Raw genomic sequence first — 21,832 nt, forward strand, 5'->3', positions numbered from 1 at the left:
GGCGAAGGCGTGTCCGCTTTATGCGGTGTCGCTGGAGGGCCCGTATCCTCGAACGCCATTTCGACCGCTGGAGGTTCGGGGGGCTCGGGAGGCTTGCTCATCGGCAGCCTGACGAGAAGAAAGCCGATATACAGCACATGGGCCGCAACCGACGCTCCCAGAGCATAGCGGAAGCGCCGGACATCGGACCGACGGGGACGCAGCAAGGCTGCTTCTCCTCTGTTTACTGGCTCGCGGCGGGCTGCTGGGCAAGCAGCGCCACGTGCGTGAAGCCACCCGAGGTAATCTTCCCCATGATGTCCATCACCTGACCGTAATTGATATGAGCATCGGCACGAACAAAGATGCGATGTTCCTTGTCGTTCTGCGCTGCCTGCTGCAACTGCGCGATCAGCTGATCGGCAGAGACAGGGTCATCACCCAGAAAGATGCTGCCATCGGGCTTGATCGACACCGTGATTGGCTTGGTATCGGCGTTGAGCGGGCTGGCATCGGTTTTGGGGAGATCGACATTGACGCCACTCGTCATCATCGGGGCTGTCACCATAAAAATGATGAGCAGCACCAGCATGACGTCCACGAGCGGGGTCACGTTGATCTCCGACGCCGGGCGTCGCCTGCGGCCGCGCGCGGGGCCGCCCCCTGCAGACATGCCCATGGGCGTTAGCTCCGCTCTTCCGACTGGCGCGACAGGATCGCGGCAAATTCGGTGCCGAACGCATCCATCCGCTCAGCGAAATGATCGAGAGCACTGCTGGTTACGTTGTAGGCCACATAGGCCGGGATTGCGGTGACGAGACCAATCGCCGTTGCAAAGAGCGCTTCGGAAATACCCGGCGCAACAACCGACAGATTCGTGTTGTGCATCGCCGCAATCGACCCGAAGGCATGCATAATGCCCCAGACGGTGCCGAACAGGCCGACGAAGGGCGCAACCGGACCGATCGTGGCCAGCGCCACAACGCGACGGCTGAGACGGTCCATCTCACGTGTGACGGTGATGTTGATCGCCCGATCCACGCGATCACGCACGCCACCACGGGCAAGGTCGATGCCGGTGATGCGTGCTGAACGGCGCCACTCACCCATGGCTGCGCCAAAAACAGCGGCCATCGGATGAAGGGGCTTGGCACCATCGGAATCGTAAAGATCTTCCAGGCTGCCACCGGACCAGAAACGGTCCTCGAATTCTGTCGCCTCGCGATTGACGCGACGCATCAGAATAATTTTCTCGATGATGACGGCCCATACAAAGGCGCTGCACAAGATCAGCCCCAGCATCACCAGCTGCACCACAATGGATGCGTGAAGGAACAAGTCCAACGGCGACAAACCAGAAGCGGCGGCCCCAAGGTCAGCCGCATTTACCGCTCGATCCAAAAAAACCTCCTGAGCTTCGTTCTGCGTCACGCCTATACAGTGCAAGGAAGGGTCGCGCCTATCCCCAATCGTCACGCGCGATCTTCCCTGCCAGTCCTCAGCTCTGGTCCGACAACGCCTCGAGAGAAGCACGCCATCGCGGCGGAATTCGGGCAGGCCGCCCGGAACTCTGCATGATGCATGCCAGCTCGACTGTCAGCGTGGCGGCATGCATGTCGCCACACGTCACGATCTGACGCAACTGGCAACGTGCAGAACCCACAGAATCGAGGGTCGTTGTAATGTCGGCCCAGTCATCCAGACGCAGAGGACGATGGTACTCAATGGCCAGCTTTGTCACGACGAAGACGAGACCGGTCTCTTCATGAAGCGACGCAACGGTCGTGCCTGCCATGCGGAGGGCCTCAGTGCGGGCGCGCTCGGCGAAAGCCAGATAACGGGCGTGATAGACGATCCCGCCTGCATCCGTGTCTTCGTAATAGACCCTGAAACCCGTTTTATGCGCCTTCATCGCTCTCTCTCAGCAGATCGAACTGAGGAGAACTGGCCGAGGCCGGGGCAGTGAGCCCCAGATGCGTCCAGCCCCGCTCTCCAAGCATCCGGCCACGGGAGGTACGGAGCACCAGCCCTTCCTGGATCAGATAGGGCTCGATGACGTCTTCCAGTGTGTCACGCGCTTCGGCAAGGGCCGCAGCGAGTGTTTCGACCCCGACCGGCCCCCCGTGATGATGCTCGGCAATTCGAAGAAGATATCGTCTGTCCATCGCATCGAGCCCGACCGAGTCGACTTCGAGACGCGAGAGCGCGGCGTCGGCCATGTGGCGTGTGATGGCCCGTCCTTCAGGCGCGCCGACAGCGGCGAAGTCACGAACGCGGCGCAGAAGACGTCCGGCAATACGGGGGGTCCCTCGCGAGCGCTTGGCGATTTCCTCAGCGCCCTCTTCCGTCAGCGCCATGCCGAGCTTCGCGGCACCGCGTGAGACGATCAGACGGAGTTCTTCAGGAGTATAAAAAACCAGTCGAAGCGGAATACCGAATCGATCCCGCAACGGGGTCGCCAGCAATCCGGCGCGGGTTGTCGCTGCCACGAGGGTAAAAGGCGCCAGATCGATCCTCACGGAACGCGCCGCCGGACCTTCGCCGATAATCAGATCGAGCTGGAAATCCTCCATCGCAGGATAGAGCACTTCCTCAATCGCAGGCTGCAGACGATGGATTTCGTCGATGAACAGCACGTCATTGGCTGAAGATTGGTCAGAATCGCAGCAAGATCGCCCGCACGCTGAATGACCGGGCCTGACGTCGCCCGAAAACCGACACCCAACTCACGGGCAACAATCTGCGCCAGCGTGGTTTTTCCCAACCCCGGCGGCCCATGAAGCAGGACGTGATCCAGCGCTTCGCCCCGGCTTTTGGCTGCCTGGATGAACACGGACAGGTTTTCACGGCTGGCGCGCTGTCCCGTAAAATCATCGAGGGTCTGGGGACGCAATCCATGATCGCTGTCTTCCATGCGCCGCTCAGGATTGAGCGCGCCGCGATCTGTTTCACTCATGCTGCAGCCCTCATTTCGGGTTCGTCGCTCACGCTTTCAGTGCCGGCTCGTTCATCGCGCGAGATCCTTGAGGGCCAGCCTGATGATCTTGTCCAGCGGTGCCCCTTCATGCTCGACCAGAATACGGCTGAGAACAGGCCAAGCCTCAACCCGACGAAAGCCGAGCCCAGCAAGCGCCTGAAGCGCATCGTTTTCGATGCTCGCCGCAGCGACACCGGCAACTTTTCCAATCGGGGCTGCGCCACCACCGGGCATCTTGCCGACCTTGCCCTTGAGCTCGGTGACGATACGCTCAGCCAGTCTGGCGCCGACACCTGCAGCGCGGGTCAGAGCTGCCTTGTCTCCTGCGCTGATGGAGAGGACGAGATCGCCCGGCGTGGCGACCGAGAGAATAGCGAGAGCCACCTTTGCCCCGACCCCCTGAACGGTTGTGAGAAGGCGAAACCATTCCTGCTCGTCACCGGTCAGAAAGCCGAAAAGCTGGATAGCATCTTCGCGCACGACGGTCTCGATGAGTAGCCGGGTTTTTTCCGGCGCAGAGGCAGATTGGCAAGGGTGCGGCTCGAAGCCGAAACAAGGTAACCGACACCGTTCACATCCAGAATGCAGCGATCCGGTTCGACGCTGACGATAATCCCGGTCAGAAGCCCGATCATGCCATACGCTTTCCGGCCTGAACGAGACGGGAGGTCTCGCGATGATGCGCGTGACAGATCGCGACAGCGAGCGCGTCCGACGCATCGGCCTTATGGATCACTGCTCCGGGCAGGAGACGTTTGACCATCATCGTAACCTGCTCTTTCGTTGCAGCCCCTGTGCCTACCACGGATTTCTTGACCATCATGGCCCCATATTCCGCAACAGGAAGCCCTTCATAGGCCGGCGTCAGCAGCGCGACGCCACGAGCATATCCCAGCTTCAGCGTCGACGAGCCATTACGGTTGACATAGGTCTCTTCGACAGCTGCTTCAGCAGGTTGGTAGTCCCGGATCAGCTTTTGCAGCGCGCCGTGCAGCTCGCACAGGCGCAGGGGCACTGACTCCGCCCCATCGGTGGCAATGACGCCGGAGGCGACATGCTGCAGCCTGTTTCCCTCAACGTCGATCAGCCCCCAGCCCATGAAACGCAGGCCGGGGTCAATCCCGAGAAGTCGGATCAAGCAGCCAGAGCCTGGGCAACGTCGTCAGGAATATCGAAATTGGCATAGACGGCCTGCACGTCGTCATTGTCTTCGAGAACGTCGATCAGCTTGAGCACCGAGCGTGCCTTTTCCTCATCCAGCGTCACCGTGTTTTCCGGACGCCAGTCGAGCTTGGCCGAGCTGGGCTCACCAAAACGCGCCTCGAGCGCATCACGCACCGCGAAGAGATTTTCCATCGCGCAGGTGATTTCATGGCCTTCAGCCGTCATCTCGGCATTATCGGCGCCAGCCTCGATCGCCGCATCCAGCATGGCTTCTTCCGAAGCCGCCGTCACCGGATAGGCGACAACACCGAGACGCTGGAACATGAAGGAGACCGAATTGCTTTCCCCCATGGAACCGCCATGCTTGGAAAACGCAGCGCGGACTTCGCTGGCCGTGCGGTTGCGGTTATCGGTCAGACCCTCGACGATTACGGCAACGCCAGCCGGGCCGTAGCCCTCGTAGCGCACTTCAACGTAATCATCACCGCCACCAGCGCCGGTTGCCTTCTTGATGGCACGCTCGACATTGTCCTTGGGCATATTGGCTTCGCGCGCCGCAATCATGGCAGCGCGCAGACGCGGGTTGGAAGCAGGGTCTGGCAGACCGGACCGGGCCGCTACGGTGATTTCACGCAGAATCTTCGCAAATTGCTTGGCACGCTTGGCGTCCTGCGCACCTTTGCGGTGCATGATGTTCTTGAATTGCGAATGACCGGCCATCAGAGCCTCTCCTCAACCTTGCTTTCTCAGGCCAGACGGCCGTGACAATGTTTGAACTTCTTGCCTGACCCACAAGGGCAAGGCGCGTTGCGCGGTGTTTCCTGCGCAAAGGAGTCGGCACCCGGCGCTCCATGCCCCTCGGCTGACGGCGCCTGGAAGGCCCCCAGAGGCTGCCCCCCAACCTGGCGTGGCTCCAGCCCCACCGCCGAACCGCCTTCGTCGTTGGGTGCGAAAACCTGCTGCCCTTCAAAACCCGGGAAGGGATCGGCCTGCTGCACTACCTCGATACGCGACATGGTGGTCGTCACGCGCAGACGCATGTCGTCCAGCATCGCCGTAAAGAGCTGGAAGGCTTCGTGCTTGTACTCGTTCAGCGGGTCGCGCTGACCATAGGCGCGCAGACCGATGCCCTGACGGAGCTGATCGAGCGCATGCAGATGCTCTTTCCACACCGCATCGAAAGAGGTCAGCAGGACCTGCTTTTCGATATGGCGCATGATGTTCGGACCGATATTAGCCGAACGGGCTGCCTGAGACTGGGTTGCCGCCTCTTCAACGCGCTGGATGACCAGATCGGCGTCCATCCCATCTTCCTTGGCCCACTCACTGATTGGGAGCGTCAGGTTGAGGAGTGACAGCAGATCGGCCTCAAGCGCTTCGCTCTCCCACTGCTCGGCAAAAGCCTTCTCAGGGATGCGTGCATGGACGCTCTCTTCGATGCTCTGCTCACGCAGCTCATGGATGATACCCGAGACATCTTCCATCGCCATGTATTCGCGACGCTGCGCGTAAACTTCCTTACGCTGGTCGTTCATCACGTCATCGTATTTGAGAACGTTTTTACGCATGTCGAAATTGCGTGCTTCGACCTTTTTCTGCGCGCGCTCCAGAGCCTTGTTCAGCCAGGGATGAACGATGGCCTCGCCCTCTTTCATGCCGAGCTTGGTCCAGAACGCGCCCATGCGCTCGCCACCATAGATGCGCATCAGATCGTCTTCGAGCGACAGGAAGAAGCGCGAGGCTCCCGGATCGCCCTGACGGCCTGAACGGCCACGCAGCTGGTTATCGATCCGTCGGCTCTCATGGCGCTCGGTGCCGATCACATAGAGACCGCCCAGCTCCTTGACCTTGCCGTGATTGATCGAGATCTCTGCGCGCAGACGCAACGTCTCCGCCTCATGAGCCGACTCATCCTCGATTTTCTCAAGCTCTGCCGGATCAGCATGTCCAGATTGCCGCCCAGCTTGATGTCAGTGCCGCGACCGGCCATGTTCGTGGCGATCGTGATCGCGCCCGGCGCACCCGCCTGAGCCACGATCTGGGACTCCATCTCGTGGAAGCGCGCATTGAGCACGCTATGCGGCACTTTCTTGCCCTTGAGCAGGTTCGAAAGATGTTCGCTCTTCTCGATCGAGGTCGTGCCAACAAGTACCGGCTGACCGGTCTTCGACACTTCCTGAATCAGATTGGCAACGGCCTCGAATTTCTCGCGGGCCGTTATATAGACCTCGTCATCCGTATCCACGCGCGCGACTGGGAGATTCGTCGGAATCTCGACCACGTCGAGCTTGTAGATCTCGGCAAATTCGTCGGCCTCGGTCATGGCCGTTCCCGTCATGCCCGAAAGCTTGGGATAGAGACGGAAGTAATTCTGGAAGGTGATCGAGGCCAGCGTCTGATTTTCCGGCTGGATCTCGACATGTTCTTTGGCTTCGAGCGCCTGATGCAAACCGTCGGAATAACGACGGCCATCCATCATACGACCGGTAAATTCATCGATGATGACGACCTTGCCGCTGCGGACAATATATTCGACATCGCGGGCAAAGAGCGTGTGAGCACGCAGGGATTGCTGCACGTGATGCATGACGGCGATGTTGTGCACGTCATACAGACCGCCTTCGCTCAGAACGCCCGCCCCACGCAGCAGCTCTTCAACCTGATCCGATCCCTGCTCGGTCAGAATGACAGAGCGCAGCTTCTCGTCTTTTTCGAAGGCTTCCGGGTTTTTCACCAGCTCGAGCACGACATCATCGACAGCGCGATAAAGATCCGAACTGTCATCGGCCGGGCCGGAAATGATCAGCGGCGTGCGGGCTTCGTCGATGAGGATCGAGTCCACTTCGTCGACGATCGCGTGATAGAAGGGACGCTGGACCATTTCTTCCAGCGTGTACTTCATATTGTCGCGCAGATAGTCGAAGCCGAACTCGTTATTCGTCCCGTAAGTGATATCGGATCCGTAGGCTGCCCGGCGCTCGTCATCGGACAGATTGGGCACGATCACGCCGGTCGTCAGACCGAGGAAGCTGTAGAGCTTGCTCATTTCATCGGCATCACGTCTGGCCAGATAGTCGTTGACCGTGACCACATGCACGCCCTTGCCGGCCAGGGCACTCAGATAGACAGCGAGCGTTGCGACAAGCGTCTTGCCCTCACCCGTGCGCATCTCGGCAATCCTGCCGGAATGCAGCACCATGCCACCGACGAGCTGCACGTCGAAATGACGCATTCCCAGCACGCGACGCGACGCTTCACGACACACCGCAAAAGCTTCGGGCATGATCTTGTCGAGGCTCTCACCTCCGGCGATGCGGCTTTTGAATTCCTCGGTCTTCGAACGCAGCGCGTCGTCGCTCAGCGCCTGTATTGCGGGCTCAAGCGCATTGATTTCGGGCAAACGCTTCTGATAGCCCTTCAAAGAGCGATCATTGGCAGTGCCGAAGACGGCGCGGGCGATACGAGCGAACATGACTGTCCTTCTGGCGACCTGGTCCGACATAAAGAGACGGACCGCGAACTGAGAGGCGGATTAACCCGACCCGCCTGAACCGACTTGTTCCGCCGCCGGAGGCGTCAGAGATCAGGTCAAGGCGACGCGCAGCGCCCCTGCCGAGGCAGGTTCGGGATTATCCACGCGGGAAAGGAGATAAGGCGCGCCCTTGCCTCGGTCAACCGATCACGACCCTGTTGACCGGGCCCAAAACCCCCAAAATGCACGAAAACTTCCTGCTCTGCGCACCCAAATCGAGGGTTCTTGCGCCATGCGGCCTTGCCGATCCGGGAAGGCTGAGCCATGCTGCCGCCAGTTCCACGAGTTTTTCGAGGTTGTTTATTCATGCGGCTTACCCGCCCGGCACTTCTCTGCGCTGCTCTCCTTTCCGGCACGACGCTGATGGCCTCTGCCATTGCAGCGCCTGCTCCCGCTGCTCCGACGAGCGCGGCTCCTGCGGCCCCAGCCAACGCCAACCCGCTGATCGCCTCGGTCAACGGCCAGAAGATCTATCTGGATGACGTCAAGCACGCTGCAGCCAGCCTGCCCCCGCAGCGCGCCAGCTGCCGCCGAACACGCTGGTCAACATCCTGCTGAACCAGATCGTCAGCCAGAAAGCCATCCAGATCGATGCGCTGAAGGAAGGTCTGGACAAGAAGCCTGAAGTGAAGGCCCAGATGGAGGAAGCCGCCGATAACGCGCTTCAGAATGCCTATCTGCAGGAAAAAGTTGGTCCACTGGTGACAGAAGACGCCATCAAGCAGGCTTATCAGGCAAATTACGCAAGCAAGAAGGGCGAGCAGGAAATTCATGCCCGTCACATTCTTGTTGCTGACGAAGCCAAGGCCAAGGACGTCATCAAGCAGCTGAACCATGGCGCGAAGTTCGAAGATCTCGCCAAGAAGCTGTCGACCGACAAGGGATCGGGCGCAAGCGGTGGTGATCTCGGCTGGTTCAAGAAAGACGACATGCTGCCGGAATTCTCCAAGGCAGCTTTCGCCATGAAGCCGAACACGATCAGCCAGACCCCGGTCAAGACCCAGTATGGCTACCATGTCATTCAGGTTCTGGGTTCGCGCGAGGCAGCAGTGCCGGCGATCGATCAGGTTCATGACGAAATCCGTCAGCAGCTGATCCGCGAGAACGTGCGTCAGATCGTCGACGCGGCCCAGAAGAAGGCCAAGATCGTGCGCTACGATGCACAGGGCAAGCCTCTTCCCGACGCGCCCGCAGCCGCTCCTGCTGCTCCGAAGAAGTAAGAGCTAACGCTCACTTTTTACTCAGATTTCCAGTCTTTTCGCCTCATTCAGGGGCGAAGGGCTGGACCTGAGCCTGAAGCCGTGCATCCTCCTACCGACGTTTCAAGCTCGGAGACAGATCATGGCCAAAGCCCTCCCCCGCTCCCCCCTCGCCCAGCCCCTTCCGCGCCTCGAGCCGGTTGCAGGCGTTCGGCTTGGCGCTGTCGCCGCACAGATCCGATATACGGATCGCACCGACCTCATGATGATGGAATTCGTCCCGGGCACGACTGCGGCGGGTGTCTTTACCCGCAGCAAATGTCCAGGAGCTCCGATCGACTGGAGCCGTGCCGCCCTGGCGCAGGGCACTGCACGCGCCCTCGTCGTCAACTCCGGCAACGCCAATGTCTTTACCGGGCGCGCAGGCGTTCTGGCGACCCAGATCTCGGCAGCCGCCGCCGCTCGTGTTGTGCACTGTGCTGCAACCGATGTCTTTCTGGCCTCCACCGGCGTCATCGGCGAACCGCTTAATGCCGAGCGCATCAGCGACGCGATGCCGGCCCTGCACGAAACCCTCACCCCGAACGGTGGGAGGATGCCGCAAACGCCATCATGACCACGGATACGTTTCCCAAGGCCGCCCGGCGCGAGATTGAGATCGACGGCAAGAAAATCGCCATTCAGGGTATCGCCAAAGGCAGCGGCATGATCGCACCGGATATGGCGACCATGCTCGGCTTCGTGGCGACGGATGCGGCCATCTCGCATGACGTATTGCAGACCCTGTTGCGGGACGGAACAGATCGCAGCTTTAATGCGATCACGGTCGATTCCGACACCTCAACCTCGGACATGGTTCTCGTCTTCGCAACGGCTCAGGCTGGCAACGAGAAGATCACATCGCTCGCTGATCACCGCCTGACCGCTTTCCGTGAAGCACTCGATTCTCTTCTGCTTGAGCTTGCCTGATGGTCGTGCGTGACGGCGAAGGTGCATCGAAGCTCTTCACCGTGCGCGTCAATGGTGCGGTCTCCGACGAGTCTGCAAAAAAAAATTGCACTCTCCATCGGCAATTCTCCCCTCGTAAAAACAGCCATTGCCGGTGAAGACGCCAATTGGGGCCGTGTCGTCATGGCCGTCGGCAAGAGCGGCGAGCCAGCCAACCGGGACACGCTCTCCGTCGCTATCGGCGGCACCTGGATTGCCCGACAGGGAACGGTGGTCGAAGGTTATGACGAAACGCCAGTCGTCGCTCACATGAAGGGACAGGAAATCGAGATCCAGATCGATCTCGGTCTGGCCAATGGCCATGCTCAGATCTGGAGCTGCGACCTGACGCATGGCTATATCGACATCAACGGTTCCTATCGGAGCTGATCCAGACCTGGGCTGAAAGTCGCGACTTCAGCCCGGTTCAGCCGACGCCCCAAAACGGGGCGTCGCACCGCGACGCAGCCATGCCAACAGGCACGATTTGACTTGCCCCGAAGGCTGCCCGGATTTAGTACTACGCTCGTCCTTTTTTGAACGTCCTGAAACGCTCAGCGTCTGGACGGATGCGTGAAATACTCCCACATTATGTCGATAGCTGTCACAGCTACTCCGGAACGCAATTAGATCAGCGTCGTAGGGATCACCCTGCGGCACTCTAGGGGAACAAGCATGGCAAATGGATTTCGCGTCGTCATCATCGGCGGCGGCGTCGCCGGGATGGAAACGGCGATGACGCTCGGCCGTGGGCGCCATCGTAACATCGAAACCACCCTGATCGATAAAGGTGCCGTGCATTACTGGAAGCCTATGCTGCATGAATTTGCGGCTGGGACGGGTGAAGAATCGCGCGATTGTACTACCTTCGTTGAAGCCAGCCGGCGTTTCGGTTTTCGTTTCATCCAGAGCTCCCTGACCAGCGTCGATCGCGAGAAGCATGAGCTGCGCCTCGCGAATGACGAGATCGTCCCCTATGATTTGCTGGTTGTGTCGCTTGGTTCGAGATCAAACGATTTCGGCATCTCAGGCGTGATGGCGAATTGCACTTTCATCGACTCGCTTCCCGATGCCAGCGCTTTCCATGAAAATTTTCGAAAGGCCTTCAAGGCAGCGGCGGCTGACAACCGCACACTGGAAGTGGGCGTGGTCGGCGGCGGGGCGACCGGCACGCAGCTTGTCGCAGAACTCTGCAGCGCAATCGATCAGACTCCCGGCTATGGCAAGGAAGCCCGGCGCAACATCCTGCGCCTCTCCCTGATCGAGACCGGGCCGCGCATTCTTCCGGCTTTTCCCGAGCGCGTCTCGACCGATGCCCGCAAGCAACTCGAAGCGCTGGGCGTCAGTGTCCTGACAGAAGCCATGGTCACTTCGGTCGACGAGAAGGTTTTCACCTCAGGGATGGGCGCCTTATCCCCGCAGAACTGCGAGTCTGGGCCGCAGGCGTACGCGCCAGTGCCGCCACCGAGCTTTTCGAAGGGCTTGAAATCGCTCGCGGTGGTCAGATCGTGGTCAATCACCACATGCAGTCGAGCGTCGACACTTCGATCTACGCGCTGGGCGATTGTGCTCGAATCAACGATGCTCCGCTCGCTGCAACGGCGCAGGTTGCCCGTCAGCAGGGTATTTATCTGGGCAAGGCTATTCCGGCGATCGCTCAGGGCCGCGAGCCCTCGACATTTGTTTACCGCGACCGTGGTGCCGTTGTGTCGCTGGGCGACTATAATGGCTGGGGTATGGTCGGTTCATCGACGAGCTTCGGTGGCGGCTTTCTGCGTGGACTGGCTCCAAGATGGCTGCATGATCTGATCTTCCGTCAGCATCAGATGGGCGTCATGGGTGTGGCTCGCGGAACGGCTGCTTTTCTGAAAGCCCATCTTTTCCCGACCCGCCCTCGTCTGGACAAATAACCCTCGATCAGCGGTAGCCTCCCACCATGCCCTTGCAGTACTCGCACTCGCTTTCCCCGACCGAATCGGCTCGGTTCGACGACATGGTCGCAGCACTTCAGGAGAAAGGGTTTGCGTTCGAGCGCAGCAAGGACATGCGGTCCTTTCTCGAAGCCTTCGGGTTTCAGGACTGGGAGAGCTTCGCCGAGAGCTGGAACAGGCTCGGTCTCGACCGCTACATGGCTGATGGCGGCCGTTACCGGAAACGGCGCTACGCAACCTATGCCCTGACCGGCGGACGGATAGAGCGCAAGCGCCACCAGCCGCATTACCAGAGCCGCGACTACAATCTCCTCAATGGCGGAATCGAACGCTGGTTCGGACCTGTAGAAGACGCAATCGCGACGCATCCCGTCATGCTGTCGATCCTCAATGCCGTGCATCTTCTGGCGCTGCGTATGACGCCCGCCTCGACGCAACCCGATAGCTGGCACGCAGAGGTTCATCAGTTTCGAATCGAAGCCCAAGCGGGCGCGAAGGGGAAGCCAACCCCTGAAGGCATGCATCGCGATGGAGTCGACTGGGTTTTGGTTCTGATGATCAATCGGGAGAACGTCGCATCGGGCGTGACCTCGATACATAATGATCAGCGCGAGGAAATCGGGTCATTCACACTCGAGACCCCTCTCGACGCAGCCCTTGTTGACGATCATCGTGTCTATCACGGCGTAACAGCGGTTGAGCCTATCGATCCGGAAAGACCGGCTCATCGCGATGTTCTGGTCGTGACATTGCGACACGCATGAGAGAATAGAGGAAAGTTACCCCGCCGAATCGGTTTAGAGAGCGAGTACAATTTCAATGCGTTGTCGTTTTGCGTCTGTCGGACTTGCCCTTCTCACGCTCACCGCATCTTCCGGCTTCGCCCGAACGCATCACTCTTCCGGCAAGGCGGCCTCTGCCTCGGCGGCAAAACCTGTCGTGATGAGCGCCCAACCCGGGACCATTCTCGATCAGGTCGCGCGTCAGGTGAATGAAACCGATCTGGCAGAAGCAGCCAAACATCATGACACCCCTGTGGTGCTCGTTGCCTCGGCGCCGCTCTCGTCCAACCGCAACGATATGGCGCTTTTCGTACAGCTGCAATCGGCCCGGCTCTGCGGGTCGGCAGGCTGCTCGACTTCGGTCTATCTCCGACATAACGGTGGCTGGAAACTGGTCCTGGACTCAGTAAGCGGCGCCATTTCGGTTCTTCCGGCCCGCCATAATGGCATGCACGATCTGCTGATCGACAAAAGCGATCGCTGGCGCTGGAATGGCTCGAGCTATCAGGACAGTGCTTTGACGCCCGCAGCGCCGGCTCCACAGAAGAAAACTCCGGACGAGCCGAAGAAAAACCTTCTGCACGGCTGAAATCTCATCGAATTGTCCGGATTGGAGCGGGTGAAGGGAATCGAACCCTCGTATGCAGCTTGGGAAGCTGCCGTTCTACCATTGAACTACACCCGCGCGGCGCATTCTCTAGCTTAACTCTCGTTGCGATGCAATCAGCTTGCCTTGGTTGACGAGGCAGTCCGGCTTTGCGCATAATTCATTTCGATATCACGGACTAAATGTCGAAGATGTCCCTCGCGATTTGGAAGGCCGGATTGCGGCGAGGTTAAATAAAAGCGCTAAAGAGGCCCGGGATCGCCCCGATCCCAGGTTTTCCACGGCCAGAATCGCACCCCTTCTCGACGGTGCATTTTGGAGTCCCTCTCCCATGACAGAGCATTCTTACGGTCCCTCAACACGCCTGCTTCATCAGGATGTGAGCCGTACCGAGCACGGCGAAACCAGCGAGGCGATCTTCCTGACCTCGGGTTTTGTCTATGACAGCGCCGAGCAGGCAGCCGCCACCTTTACGGGTGACGTCACTCATTATCAGTATTCCCGTTTCGGCAACCCGACGACAGATGCCCTGCAGTCGCGTCTAGCTCAGCTCGAAGGCGCAGAAGCCTGCATCGTTACGGCGAGTGGAATGGGTGCCGTTTCTTCGGCTCTGCTTTCCCATCTTAAGCAGGGAGATCGAGTCGTCGCCTCGCGTGCGCTTTTCGGCTCGTGCTACTGGATCGTGACGACCCTTTTGCCGAAATACGGCATCGAGACCGTCCTCGTCGATGGCGATGACTGGGCCGGATGGGAGAAAGCACTCTCCGTCCCGACCGGAGCTGTACTGATCGAGAGCCCGTCAAATCCGATGCTCGACATCCTCGACATCGAACGCATCGCAACCTTGGCCCATAAAGCGGGCGCCTTGCTGATGGTCGATAACGTGTTTGCCTCGCCGGTAGGGCAGCAGCCCCTCACTCTCGGGGCAGACGTCGTGATTTATTCCTGCACAAAGCATATCGACGGGCAGGGTCGCGTACTCGGCGGCGCCGTTCTCGGACGGAAACAGTGGGTTGAAGAGGTTCTTCAGCCCTTCACCCGCAATACCGGTAATGCCTTGTCGCCCTTCAATGCCTGGGTTCTTCTCAAGGGTCTCGAAACCCTGCCGCTTCGCGTAAACGCCATGGCGGCCAATGCCAGTGCAGTGGCAAATTTTCTTGAAAAGGCTTCCGGGATCGCTCGCGTCAATTATCCGGGCTTGACCTCACATCCGCAGCGCGCACTCGTCGAAAAACAGATGAGCAATGGCGGATCTCTCGTGGCATTTGAGGTGGAAGGCGGCAAAGAGGCGGCCTTCCGCTTTCTGAACGCGTTCAAGCTGATCGCCATTTCGAATAATCTCGGCGACGCCCGCTCTCTCGCCACGCACCCTGCGACAACGACACATTCCAAGATCGATGTCGCCGAACGCGCTCACCTCGGCATCACAGATGGCGTCATCCGTCTTTCGGTCGGCCTCGAAGACAGTCAGGATCTGATCGCTGATTTGCAACAAGGTCTTACAGCGCTGAAAGCCTGATTGCTTTTCGCTACATCCTGAGCTTACAAGGCGGGCATGCCTCAAAAGCCCGCCCCTCCCCGCCTGATTGCGGACCCGGAATCGAGTCTCGCCGAAGCCATGGAAGCTGCGCCTCGCTTCGAGGCTGTGACAAACGATATCACCGTCTCAGTGCGCACTTTCTGGCTTGAGGACCAGTCCCAACCTGAAGAGCATCACTTCACCTGGGCGTATCATATCAGGATCGAAAACGGCGGCAGCGAGACCGTTCAGCTCCTGAGCCGTTCCTGGGAGATGACGGACGGCCGCGGGAAAACAGATCATATTCATGGTGAAGGTGTTGTGGGCGAGCAACCTGTCATCGTCGCAAGCGACGTGTTCGAATACACGTCTGGCGCTGCGCTCCCTACACCTTGCGGCTTTATGCGCGGCCTATTTCACATGATCGTCCCGGCCACTTCGGAGCGTTTCGAAGTCACCATCCCCGCATTCAGCCTGGATAGTCCTCATCGTCTCGGTCTTGTACACTGACAACAATCCGGCCGCGTCCCTCAATTTTGGCCTTATAAAGCGCCTGATCTGCGCGCTCTAACGTATCCGCCCAGATCTCTTCCGGGCTCGTGCGCGCGATACCAGCGCTGCATCCGATAGAAAGCGCACCGACTTTCGTCTCGAACGGAACGTCACTCAAGGCTGCCAGAAGTCTCGCAATACGGTCCCTGGCGTCTGCGAATTCACCTTGTACGACAATCAGGAACTCCTCGCCGCCGTGACGACCGATGATTTCCTCCGGACGCTTCGTTCTCAGCAATCGCTCACCAATTCCCGCCAGAATTTCATCGCCTATTCCATGACCGAAAGTGTCATTGATCGACTTGAAATGATCGACGTCGAAAAGAGCCATTGTGGCTGATCGAGGCCCCCCGTCGTAATCGGAGCGCGCCAGTTTCTCGAGAAGCCGAGAAACGCTCGCCTCTGCAGTACGGCGGTTCATGAGTTTGGTCAGACCGTCCTGGCGCGCCTGCAGCTCCAACGCGCTCTGTGCCGCGCGCATTTCCTGCGTCCTTTCATCGACCAGCGCTTCAAGTCGTTTCTGCCTTTTGAGAAGATAGCGGTAACGCAACTTATTGAGAGAATAGGGCAGCGCGATCACAGATACGGTGTAGCCAAGAATTAATGGCCAAGTCGCCCACCAAGGCCGTTGCATCCTGATTTCAAGGACAATCGGGTCCGAAACGATGTTCCGATTATCATTGATAGCCTGAACGACGAGACGTGAATGCCCTGGCTGTACAAAGTTATAGCGGATCTCCCCGGTCGTCGTTGTAATCCAGTTTTCGTCGGTACCTTCAAGGCGGTAACGGAAATACGTCGTCGTTGCCAACGCCGTGTTCAAGGTTCCCAAAGTAACCATCAAAGGGTCGCGACTATATGGCACGGCCTTCTCCGGGAGCAGATGCTCCCCAAGCATCACCTTGACAAAAACCGGTCTCAAGTCCTGCTTCTCAAAAAAACGCTCTGGATGCAGCAAATGCGAAACGCCTCGCAGAGTAGATATCCAGATCGATCCATCCTGATCGCCCGTCAAACCCTGCTGATTGATATTAGTCGAAATCAGCCCATCAGCTTTATCGACCCTGATCCATTGCTTGCCGTCAAAGCCAGCCACTCCGTTTTCGGTGCCTGCCCAGAGACGATGTCCCGTGTCCGACAGAAGACTGAAAACAAGTTGAGACCCGACAAGAGACGGATCGATCTGCTCGATCTTTACCACACGATCACCATCGAGATGGAGATGGAGAAGGCCAGTGCGTGCTAGAATGCCTCCAATCCAAAGATCATCATGTGAGGTAAAAGCCATAGTGAGGGGCGTGAATCGGCGACCATTCAGCCAATGTTTGATGACTAGTGAGAAACGGCCATCAGAAGTCGCGTGATAGAGTGCATTCCCGATAATCGCCCAAGGTGTCTTCCCTCCTCTGAGGGTCACGGCGTCAGCCTGAGCTTGTAAAATTCCGCCATCTATTCCGTAGACTGGCCTGAGCTCTTTTGGTCGCTCACTGGAGAGGCTGAACAGACCGTCATCCGATGCAATCCATAACTTCCCATCTTGGGCAGAGAACGCGAGGCCGGTTACCCGTCTTAATGGTAGCGACCTGTCGCAACGGGCCGAGTTTTTGACGAGAGAGCAATGCTGCAGCACAGAATCATTTGCGGGAGACCAGAAGCCCGCCCCCCCATCACTCTCACCGAAGAAATAATCACCCGACCGGAGCCTCCCGCTCAATTCATGGCGGTGTAGAGAGTATATCCCCTGTCCCGTAAACAGGACCTGTGAGTTTCTTCTAGGCAATACAGACCAGACTGCCAGGATATTTTGGGGCTCAAGATTTTCGACCTCCCCCCATCCTATGAATTTGTCAAGCTCAACCGCATCCTGCTCAGTCCAGAGCTGCCTATCCTTGTCAACGAAAGCGAAGAAAATTTCCTGCTCACGACTAAAGTCGTGGTTAAGAAAGGACCAATATTTTCCATTAAAGGAACGCAGCCATTCTCCGTCAACAAACGCCTTTGTCTCCGCAGCACCAACCGCAGATGGAGGACGTTTTCGAAGCATCGCAGGGGCGAAAGGCCAGTCGATCAGCGCTTCAGAAAAAGCACCATCGCTATTTGGTGAGATTAAAGTATTTCCACGAAGGAAATACAAATTACCTCGTGCACGGACTGTATCAAAACCGTTAGAAAGTGTTGATCGTGGGGCAGAATAAACTGTTACGCCAAACACGTCTTTCAAGGTTATCGAACCAGCCTCAGCAATAACCGTTTTTTTACTAAGCTGGTAAATCCGCGCGTTCGCGCTATGAGGTACGATATTCTCGTCACAAGAAAACGAAGACGCTCGCGTGAAACGACATTTATGCAGCCCAAATTGGTCCTGCGCGAAAATCTCATCTCCCTGAAAAAAGATATCCTCGATTCGTCCTATGTGTTCTGAATGCACAGCGCGAAACGTCAATGCTTGCGGCGAAAGGCGGGCTGAGGTCGGCAAGCTCGCTATCGTCAAGCCTGTCTCCTGAAGGAGCAATAACCTCCCATCCGGAAGCGGACGCATGACGGAGTAGCGGCTCGAACGATCAGGAAAATTTCCCGTGTCGAACCGATAAAATCTCTTCCCAGAGTAGAAGTACACCCCTTTCATTGTCAGAACGTAGATATAACCCTGACTATCTTGGGCCATACTGTAAATGTAGGAGTTATCTATACCATTTTGTTGGGAAAATCTCTGCATACCAAGAGAAAGATCGTCCGCTATCGCTTGGTGGGAAAAAAGGAGACCCATAGCTTTCAAGCCAAGACCTGACAGGCGCCTTATGCTGCTGAGCGCACAAGCGAAAGCGGCCATCACCCTCGTGGTGATGACCCCCTCGAAATCGTTAACAACAGGATTGGCCTTCAGCGTCTGGTCCTTTGTGACTGGACGTCTCTCGCCCAAAATCATTTTAACCTGCTTCTACCGCCAGGTCGTTAAAAAGTCGCGACTCCGTAGATATTATCTCACGCAATTACCCTGAACGGTGCAGGGGTCGGATCCGGCGCTGCCATTGGGGGGACGTGGGCCCGCAAGCGCTATCTGAACCTGTGTGGAGTTGACACTCTGAAGCGACAAGGCGGACGCTGACGTCATCGAGGTAGAGACTGCGATCGTACCAATAAAAGAGAATACTGTAAGGACACGAAAAACAAACGATGACTTTGACACAGGATAATTTCCTTTAACTCTACAAGCTTTATTGCCTGAGAAGGAAATGCCTGAAACTTATTCGAAAGTCCTGCGTAGTTATTGCAAATCAGCATGTAAGAGATACACATAATTATTATGGTAAATATTTTTATAATAATAATTTTGATTTCATCAGTACTTTATTAGGATTTTATACGGTACGATAGAGGTAGCCCGCGTGGGCTGCTCGTGTCTTTTGGATCGTCAATACACGTTACTGTGCTCAGTTAATGATAAATTAACCGTATACTCGCCGAGCCGCACGCTTCATCGCTGAAGAACCCTGCACTCATACATAGGGCTGCGAACTCGTATTCTGATCACAACGAATTTGGTTTGAAATCACGTCGAATCTGCTAGAAGATCACAGATGTCGTGGGATTTTTGCGTGATGCGAACAGATCGCGTGAACCCTGACTTTCTCGACTAAGGTTTTTTCACATGAGTTATGTTGACCCCTCTGCTCCAAGTGAGACGAAAGTCCCTCTGGTAGGTAAAATGATGCTCGCCGCGATCCTGGCCGCTGTGGCCGGATTGATGTTCGGGCTCGACATCGGCGTCATTTCCGGGGCGCTTGGCTTCATCGCGAAAGAATTCCAGGCGAGCGACACCGCTCAGGAATGGATCGTCTCTTCGATGATGTTCGGTGCGGCAATCGGAGCACTTCTTGCAGGACGGCTCTCCTACTCACTGGGCAGAAAATGGGCGCTAATCCTCAGCGCAGCGCTTTTCATGATTGGAGCGCTGTGCTGCGTCGCAGCTCATTCTGTCACATTGCTGATCGTCGCTCGTGCAATTCTTGGTGTAGCGATCGGTATCGCGAGCTTCGTGGCGCCGCTTTACATCTCGGAAGTTGCTGATGAGCAGCATCGTGGGAGCCTGATTTCGGTCTATCAGCTCATGATCACGATCGGCATTCTGCTTGCCTTCATCTCGGACGCTCTTTTTGCCTATAGCGGCTCATGGCGCTGGATGCTGGGCATTGTGGCGGTACCGGGTGCCGTTTTCCTTATCGGCTCGCTCTTTCTGCCCGACAGCCCTCGCTGGCTCATGCTGCGTGGCCGCCACAAGGATGCGCTGGAAACCCTAACCGCGCTGCGTCCGTCGCGGGAAGATGCTGAACGGGAAATCAGTGAAATTCAGGAAGGTCTGAAGCAAAAGCAGCGGGGCTTCTCCCTGTTCCTGGAAAATCCGAATTTCCGCCGTACGGTCATGCTCGGCATCGGTCTCCAGATCGTGCAGCAGCTCACGGGCATCAATATCGTCATGTATTACGCCCCGCGTATTTTCGAGGTCGCCGGGTTCGGTCAGGACGGGCAGATGTGGGGAACGGCCATTGTCGGCCTCGTCAACATGCTCGCGACCTTCATCGCCATCGGCTTCGTGGACCGCTGGGGCCGCCGCCCGATGCTGATTGCAGGCTTTGTGATCATGGCGGTCGGAATGGGTGCGCTCGCTGTCCTGCTCTCGCTTGGACATGATTCGAGCACCATGATGCATTACCTCTCGGTCGGGGTCCTCCTGCTGTTCATCACGGGATTCGCTTTCTCTGCCGGGCCACTGATCTGGGTTCTCTGTGCCGAGGTCCAGCCGCTGCAGGGTCGCGACTTCGGTATTGCCTGCTCGACCTTTACCAATTGGGTCGCCAATATGGCGGTCGGCGCAACCTTCCTCACCCTGCTCGGAACGCTGGGAGCCTCCCACACTTTCTGGTTCTACGCGGCACTCAACGCTGTCTTTATCCTCGTGACGCTCGCTTTCGTCCCGGAGACACGCGGTGTTTCGCTCGAATCACTGGAGCGCAAGCTTAATCAGGGCATCCGGCTGCGCGATATCGGTCGCTGATCCCTCATTGAGACAAAAAGCAGTATGAACGAAGCCCCACAGTTTCTGTGGGGCTTTTTCTTCGCTTGACGTCTGAAGGACAAATCCGCATTCCCTGACTATCATGCGTATTGCTGCCATCCTCCTCGCCGCCGGTTCCGGTCGTCGCTTCGCTGATGCCAGCGCAGCCTCTCCAGCTGGCCTCGCCGCCATGCCCAAGCAGTACACGCTGCTCGGGGGCAAGACCGTCATTCGTCACGCTGCCGACGCGCTGCGCGACCATGTGACCTTGATCCAGCCAGTCGGTGACGACCCCCTGCTCCTGCAGGCTCTCGACGGGATCGAAACCCTGCCCCCGGTCGCTGGCGGCCAGGAGCGTCAGGATAGTGTACGCGCAGGGCTTGAGGCTTTGGCCCTGTTGCCGGAGCCTCCCGATCTCGTCCTCGTCCATGACGGTGCGCGTCCTTATGTCCCCGCCGAAGTCGTCCAATCGGTACTGAAGGCACTCGAGACCCATCCAGGCGCGATACCTGCCGTTGCGGTCGCGGACACGCTCAAACGGGGCCGTGATGGTCTGGTCGATGCGACGGTGTGCCGCGAGTCATTGTGGCGCGCCCAAACCCCGCAAGGTTTCCATTTCCCGCTTCTCCTCGACTTGCATCGCACTCATCAGGGTCCTGTGACCGACGACGCATCGATGCTCGAAGCGGCAGGCAAGCCCGTAGCCCTGGTTCAGGGTGCAGAAGATAATATCAAACTGACCCTACCGGAGGATCTCGTGCGTCTGGAACGTTTGCTTGGCTCGACCCCACTCCCACGCACCGGGCTGGGCTATGATGTTCACGCCTTTGAGGCAGGACGTCCGCTGATCCTTTGCGGGATCACCATTCCTCACGACCGTGGGCTTGCAGGACATTCCGACGCCGATGTTGGCATTCACACCCTTTGCGACGCAATCTACGGCGCCTCGCAGAGGGTGATATCGGACGGCATTTCCCGCCGACTGATAATGAATGGAAAGACATGGACTCCGCACGCTTCCTGATCCATGCGGGCGAACGTATCCGTCAGCGCGGGGGCATGTTGATCAATGCAGATGTGACCCTGATCTGTGAACGCCCCAAGATCGGCCCCCATGCGCAAGCAATGCGCGAAAGGCTGGCCAGCCTGCTTCAGGTCGATGTGGATCGCATCTCCGTCAAGGCGACCACTTCAGAGCGCCTCGGCTTTACCGGTCGTGAAGAAGGTATTGCGGCAACAGCCGTTGCGACGGTTCTGGTCCCTTGAAAACGACAAAGCCCGGCAACAGCCGGGCTTTTTTATTTCAGCATTCTATAGTCCATCGCCGCACGACAGCACGGCCCGCTTACTTGGCCTAAAGGCCTATCCTTTGATCGCGCAGATAATGACGATCACGGGTGTTGCCGCAAGAAGCAGCCAGACGTTTTGAACGCAGCGGGCGACAAAATGAGCCGATCGCACTTTAAACGGAATACGACGGATCAATTCCTGAGCCGAAACCCGGTCTTCAATTACAGAGTGAATACGAGAGGACATTATCCATCCTTGCA

15 protein-coding genes, 1 tRNA gene, 8 pseudogenes and 1 riboswitch are annotated in these 21,832 nt (G+C 57.8%); of the genes and pseudogenes, 11 read left to right on the forward strand and 13 right to left on the reverse strand.

The annotated features are described in order from the left end of the window. From JCM15831_RS17720 to secA, 10 genes and pseudogenes are all read right to left on the reverse strand, one after another. Nucleotides 1-206 (reverse strand): annotated as a pseudogene (locus tag JCM15831_RS17720) (energy transducer TonB); the annotation flags it as partial. Between the two features lie 17 nt (nucleotides 207-223). Then, nucleotides 224-658, reverse strand: coding sequence for a protein TolR (tolR, locus tag JCM15831_RS08505; RefSeq protein WP_025823957.1), 435 nt, complete (start codon nucleotides 656-658; stop codon nucleotides 224-226). Between the two features lie 5 nt (nucleotides 659-663). Beyond that, a complete protein-coding gene (gene tolQ / locus JCM15831_RS08510) occupies nucleotides 664-1,380 on the reverse strand; it encodes a protein TolQ (protein ID WP_025823958.1) in 717 nt (238 codons plus the stop codon). Between the two features lie 97 nt (nucleotides 1,381-1,477). Continuing rightward, nucleotides 1,478-1,891: a tol-pal system-associated acyl-CoA thioesterase gene (gene ybgC, locus JCM15831_RS08515; RefSeq protein WP_025823959.1), complete on the reverse strand. Its 414-nt coding sequence runs from the start codon at nucleotides 1,889-1,891 to the stop codon at nucleotides 1,478-1,480. Beyond that, nucleotides 1,878-2,935: pseudogene (ruvB, locus tag JCM15831_RS17725) on the reverse strand (Holliday junction branch migration DNA helicase RuvB). Before ruvB ends, ybgC begins: the two are co-directional and overlap by 14 nt. 51 nt (nucleotides 2,936-2,986) lie before the next feature. Then, nucleotides 2,987-3,591: pseudogene (gene ruvA / locus JCM15831_RS17730) on the reverse strand (Holliday junction branch migration protein RuvA). Then, on the reverse strand, nucleotides 3,588-4,094 hold the full coding sequence (gene ruvC, locus JCM15831_RS08530) for a crossover junction endodeoxyribonuclease RuvC (RefSeq protein ID WP_025823960.1): 507 nt from the start codon (nucleotides 4,092-4,094) through the stop codon (nucleotides 3,588-3,590). Before ruvC ends, ruvA begins: the two are co-directional and overlap by 4 nt. Then, nucleotides 4,091-4,840, reverse strand: coding sequence for a YebC/PmpR family DNA-binding transcriptional regulator (locus JCM15831_RS08535; RefSeq protein WP_025823961.1), 750 nt, complete (start codon nucleotides 4,838-4,840; stop codon nucleotides 4,091-4,093). Before JCM15831_RS08535 ends, ruvC begins: the two co-directional genes overlap by 4 nt. Nucleotides 4,841-4,866: 26 nt before the next feature. After that, nucleotides 4,867-5,826, reverse strand: a complete 960-nt coding sequence (locus JCM15831_RS24180; RefSeq protein WP_456303432.1) for an SEC-C metal-binding domain-containing protein — start codon at nucleotides 5,824-5,826, stop codon at nucleotides 4,867-4,869. After that, nucleotides 5,824-7,622, reverse strand: a pseudogene (gene secA, locus JCM15831_RS17735) (preprotein translocase subunit SecA); the annotation flags it as partial. The pseudogene secA and the gene JCM15831_RS24180, both read right to left, overlap by 3 nt. Nucleotides 7,623-7,958: 336 nt before the next feature. On the opposite strand from secA, the pseudogene JCM15831_RS17740 reads away from it, so the two are divergent. From JCM15831_RS17740 to JCM15831_RS17755, 7 genes and pseudogenes are all read left to right on the forward strand, one after another. Continuing rightward, nucleotides 7,959-8,872 (forward strand): annotated as a pseudogene (locus JCM15831_RS17740) (peptidylprolyl isomerase). A gap of 121 nt (nucleotides 8,873-8,993) precedes the next feature. Beyond that, nucleotides 8,994-9,467, forward strand: coding sequence for a bifunctional ornithine acetyltransferase/N-acetylglutamate synthase (locus tag JCM15831_RS23340; protein WP_269530398.1), 474 nt, complete (start codon nucleotides 8,994-8,996; stop codon nucleotides 9,465-9,467). Then, nucleotides 9,464-10,228 (forward strand): annotated as a pseudogene (locus tag JCM15831_RS17745) (bifunctional ornithine acetyltransferase/N-acetylglutamate synthase). Before JCM15831_RS23340 ends, JCM15831_RS17745 begins: the two are co-directional and overlap by 4 nt. A gap of 345 nt (nucleotides 10,229-10,573) precedes the next feature. Then, nucleotides 10,574-11,161 (forward strand): annotated as a pseudogene (locus JCM15831_RS23345) (NAD(P)/FAD-dependent oxidoreductase); the annotation flags it as partial. A gap of 101 nt (nucleotides 11,162-11,262) precedes the next feature. Further along, complete coding sequence (locus tag JCM15831_RS23350) at nucleotides 11,263-11,748, forward strand: FAD-dependent oxidoreductase (protein WP_269530405.1); 486 nt, start codon at nucleotides 11,263-11,265, stop codon at nucleotides 11,746-11,748. Nucleotides 11,749-11,774: 26 nt separating this feature from the next. Then, nucleotides 11,775-12,533: a 2OG-Fe dioxygenase family protein gene (locus JCM15831_RS08560; protein ID WP_025823962.1), complete on the forward strand. Its 759-nt coding sequence runs from the start codon at nucleotides 11,775-11,777 to the stop codon at nucleotides 12,531-12,533. Nucleotides 12,534-12,588: 55 nt separating this feature from the next. Beyond that, nucleotides 12,589-13,140 (forward strand): hypothetical protein, encoded by a 552-nt coding sequence (locus JCM15831_RS17755; RefSeq protein ID WP_035774158.1) that lies wholly within the window; start codon nucleotides 12,589-12,591, stop codon nucleotides 13,138-13,140. Nucleotides 13,141-13,162: 22 nt separating this feature from the next. Here JCM15831_RS17755 and JCM15831_RS08570 read toward each other — a convergent pair. Beyond that, nucleotides 13,163-13,236, reverse strand: a tRNA-Gly gene (locus JCM15831_RS08570). A gap of 109 nt (nucleotides 13,237-13,345) precedes the next feature. Further along, nucleotides 13,346-13,425: riboswitch (SAM riboswitch) on the forward strand. A gap of 64 nt (nucleotides 13,426-13,489) precedes the next feature. Here JCM15831_RS08570 and metZ point away from each other — a divergent pair. Both metZ and apaG read left to right on the forward strand, forming a co-directional pair. Then, nucleotides 13,490-14,677 (forward strand): O-succinylhomoserine sulfhydrylase, encoded by a 1,188-nt coding sequence (metZ, locus tag JCM15831_RS08575; RefSeq protein ID WP_025823963.1) that lies wholly within the window; start codon nucleotides 13,490-13,492, stop codon nucleotides 14,675-14,677. A 36-nt stretch (nucleotides 14,678-14,713) separates the two neighbouring features. After that, the gene (gene apaG / locus JCM15831_RS08580) at nucleotides 14,714-15,187 is read left to right on the forward strand and encodes a Co2+/Mg2+ efflux protein ApaG (RefSeq protein ID WP_025823964.1); all 474 of its coding nucleotides are present in this window, start codon (nucleotides 14,714-14,716) and stop codon (nucleotides 15,185-15,187) included. On the opposite strand, the gene JCM15831_RS21005 is transcribed toward apaG, so the two are convergent. Beyond that, a complete protein-coding gene (locus JCM15831_RS21005; RefSeq protein ID WP_084490626.1) occupies nucleotides 15,147-18,155 on the reverse strand; it encodes a ligand-binding sensor domain-containing diguanylate cyclase in 3,009 nt (1,002 codons plus the stop codon). The two genes, apaG and JCM15831_RS21005, sit on opposite strands and share 41 nt — an antisense overlap. Before the next feature lie 723 nt (nucleotides 18,156-18,878). Between JCM15831_RS21005 and JCM15831_RS08600 the strand changes: the two genes are divergently transcribed. After that, nucleotides 18,879-20,282 carry a sugar porter family MFS transporter gene (locus JCM15831_RS08600; RefSeq protein ID WP_025823967.1) on the forward strand — a complete coding sequence of 468 codons (1,404 nt, stop codon included), beginning with the start codon at nucleotides 18,879-18,881 and terminating at the stop codon, nucleotides 20,280-20,282. 103 nt (nucleotides 20,283-20,385) lie between these two features. Continuing rightward, nucleotides 20,386-21,548: pseudogene (gene ispF, locus JCM15831_RS21010) on the forward strand (2-C-methyl-D-erythritol 2,4-cyclodiphosphate synthase). A gap of 96 nt (nucleotides 21,549-21,644) precedes the next feature. Here the strand turns inward: ispF and JCM15831_RS21480 are convergent. After that, nucleotides 21,645-21,818: a hypothetical protein gene (locus JCM15831_RS21480; RefSeq protein ID WP_156938801.1), complete on the reverse strand. Its 174-nt coding sequence runs from the start codon at nucleotides 21,816-21,818 to the stop codon at nucleotides 21,645-21,647. Nucleotides 21,819-21,832: the final 14 nt, after the last annotated feature.

Source organism: Asaia astilbis JCM 15831, assembly GCF_000613845.1.
GTDB lineage: Bacteria > Pseudomonadota > Alphaproteobacteria > Acetobacterales > Acetobacteraceae > Asaia > Asaia astilbis.

Coding starts and splice junctions, on each gene's coding strand:
- tolR (WP_025823957.1), bottom strand. CDS start 658: ATGGGCATGTCTGCAGGGGGCGGCCCCGCGCGCGGCCGCAGGCGACGC.
- ybgC (WP_025823959.1), bottom strand. CDS start 1,891: ATGAAGGCGCATAAAACGGGTTTCAGGGTCTATTACGAAGACACGGAT.
- JCM15831_RS08535 (WP_025823961.1), bottom strand. CDS start 4,840: ATGGCCGGTCATTCGCAATTCAAGAACATCATGCACCGCAAAGGTGCG.
- JCM15831_RS24180 (WP_456303432.1), bottom strand. CDS start 5,826: ATGCGCATCTATGGTGGCGAGCGCATGGGCGCGTTCTGGACCAAGCTC.
- JCM15831_RS23340 (WP_269530398.1), top strand. CDS start 8,994: ATGGCCAAAGCCCTCCCCCGCTCCCCCCTCGCCCAGCCCCTTCCGCGC.
- JCM15831_RS08560 (WP_025823962.1), top strand. CDS start 11,775: ATGCCCTTGCAGTACTCGCACTCGCTTTCCCCGACCGAATCGGCTCGG.
- JCM15831_RS17755 (WP_035774158.1), top strand. CDS start 12,589: ATGCGTTGTCGTTTTGCGTCTGTCGGACTTGCCCTTCTCACGCTCACC.
- metZ (WP_025823963.1), top strand. CDS start 13,490: ATGACAGAGCATTCTTACGGTCCCTCAACACGCCTGCTTCATCAGGAT.
- apaG (WP_025823964.1), top strand. CDS start 14,714: ATGCCTCAAAAGCCCGCCCCTCCCCGCCTGATTGCGGACCCGGAATCG.
- JCM15831_RS21005 (WP_084490626.1), bottom strand. CDS start 18,155: ATGATTTTGGGCGAGAGACGTCCAGTCACAAAGGACCAGACGCTGAAG.
- JCM15831_RS08600 (WP_025823967.1), top strand. CDS start 18,879: ATGAGTTATGTTGACCCCTCTGCTCCAAGTGAGACGAAAGTCCCTCTG.
- JCM15831_RS21480 (WP_156938801.1), bottom strand. CDS start 21,818: ATGTCCTCTCGTATTCACTCTGTAATTGAAGACCGGGTTTCGGCTCAG.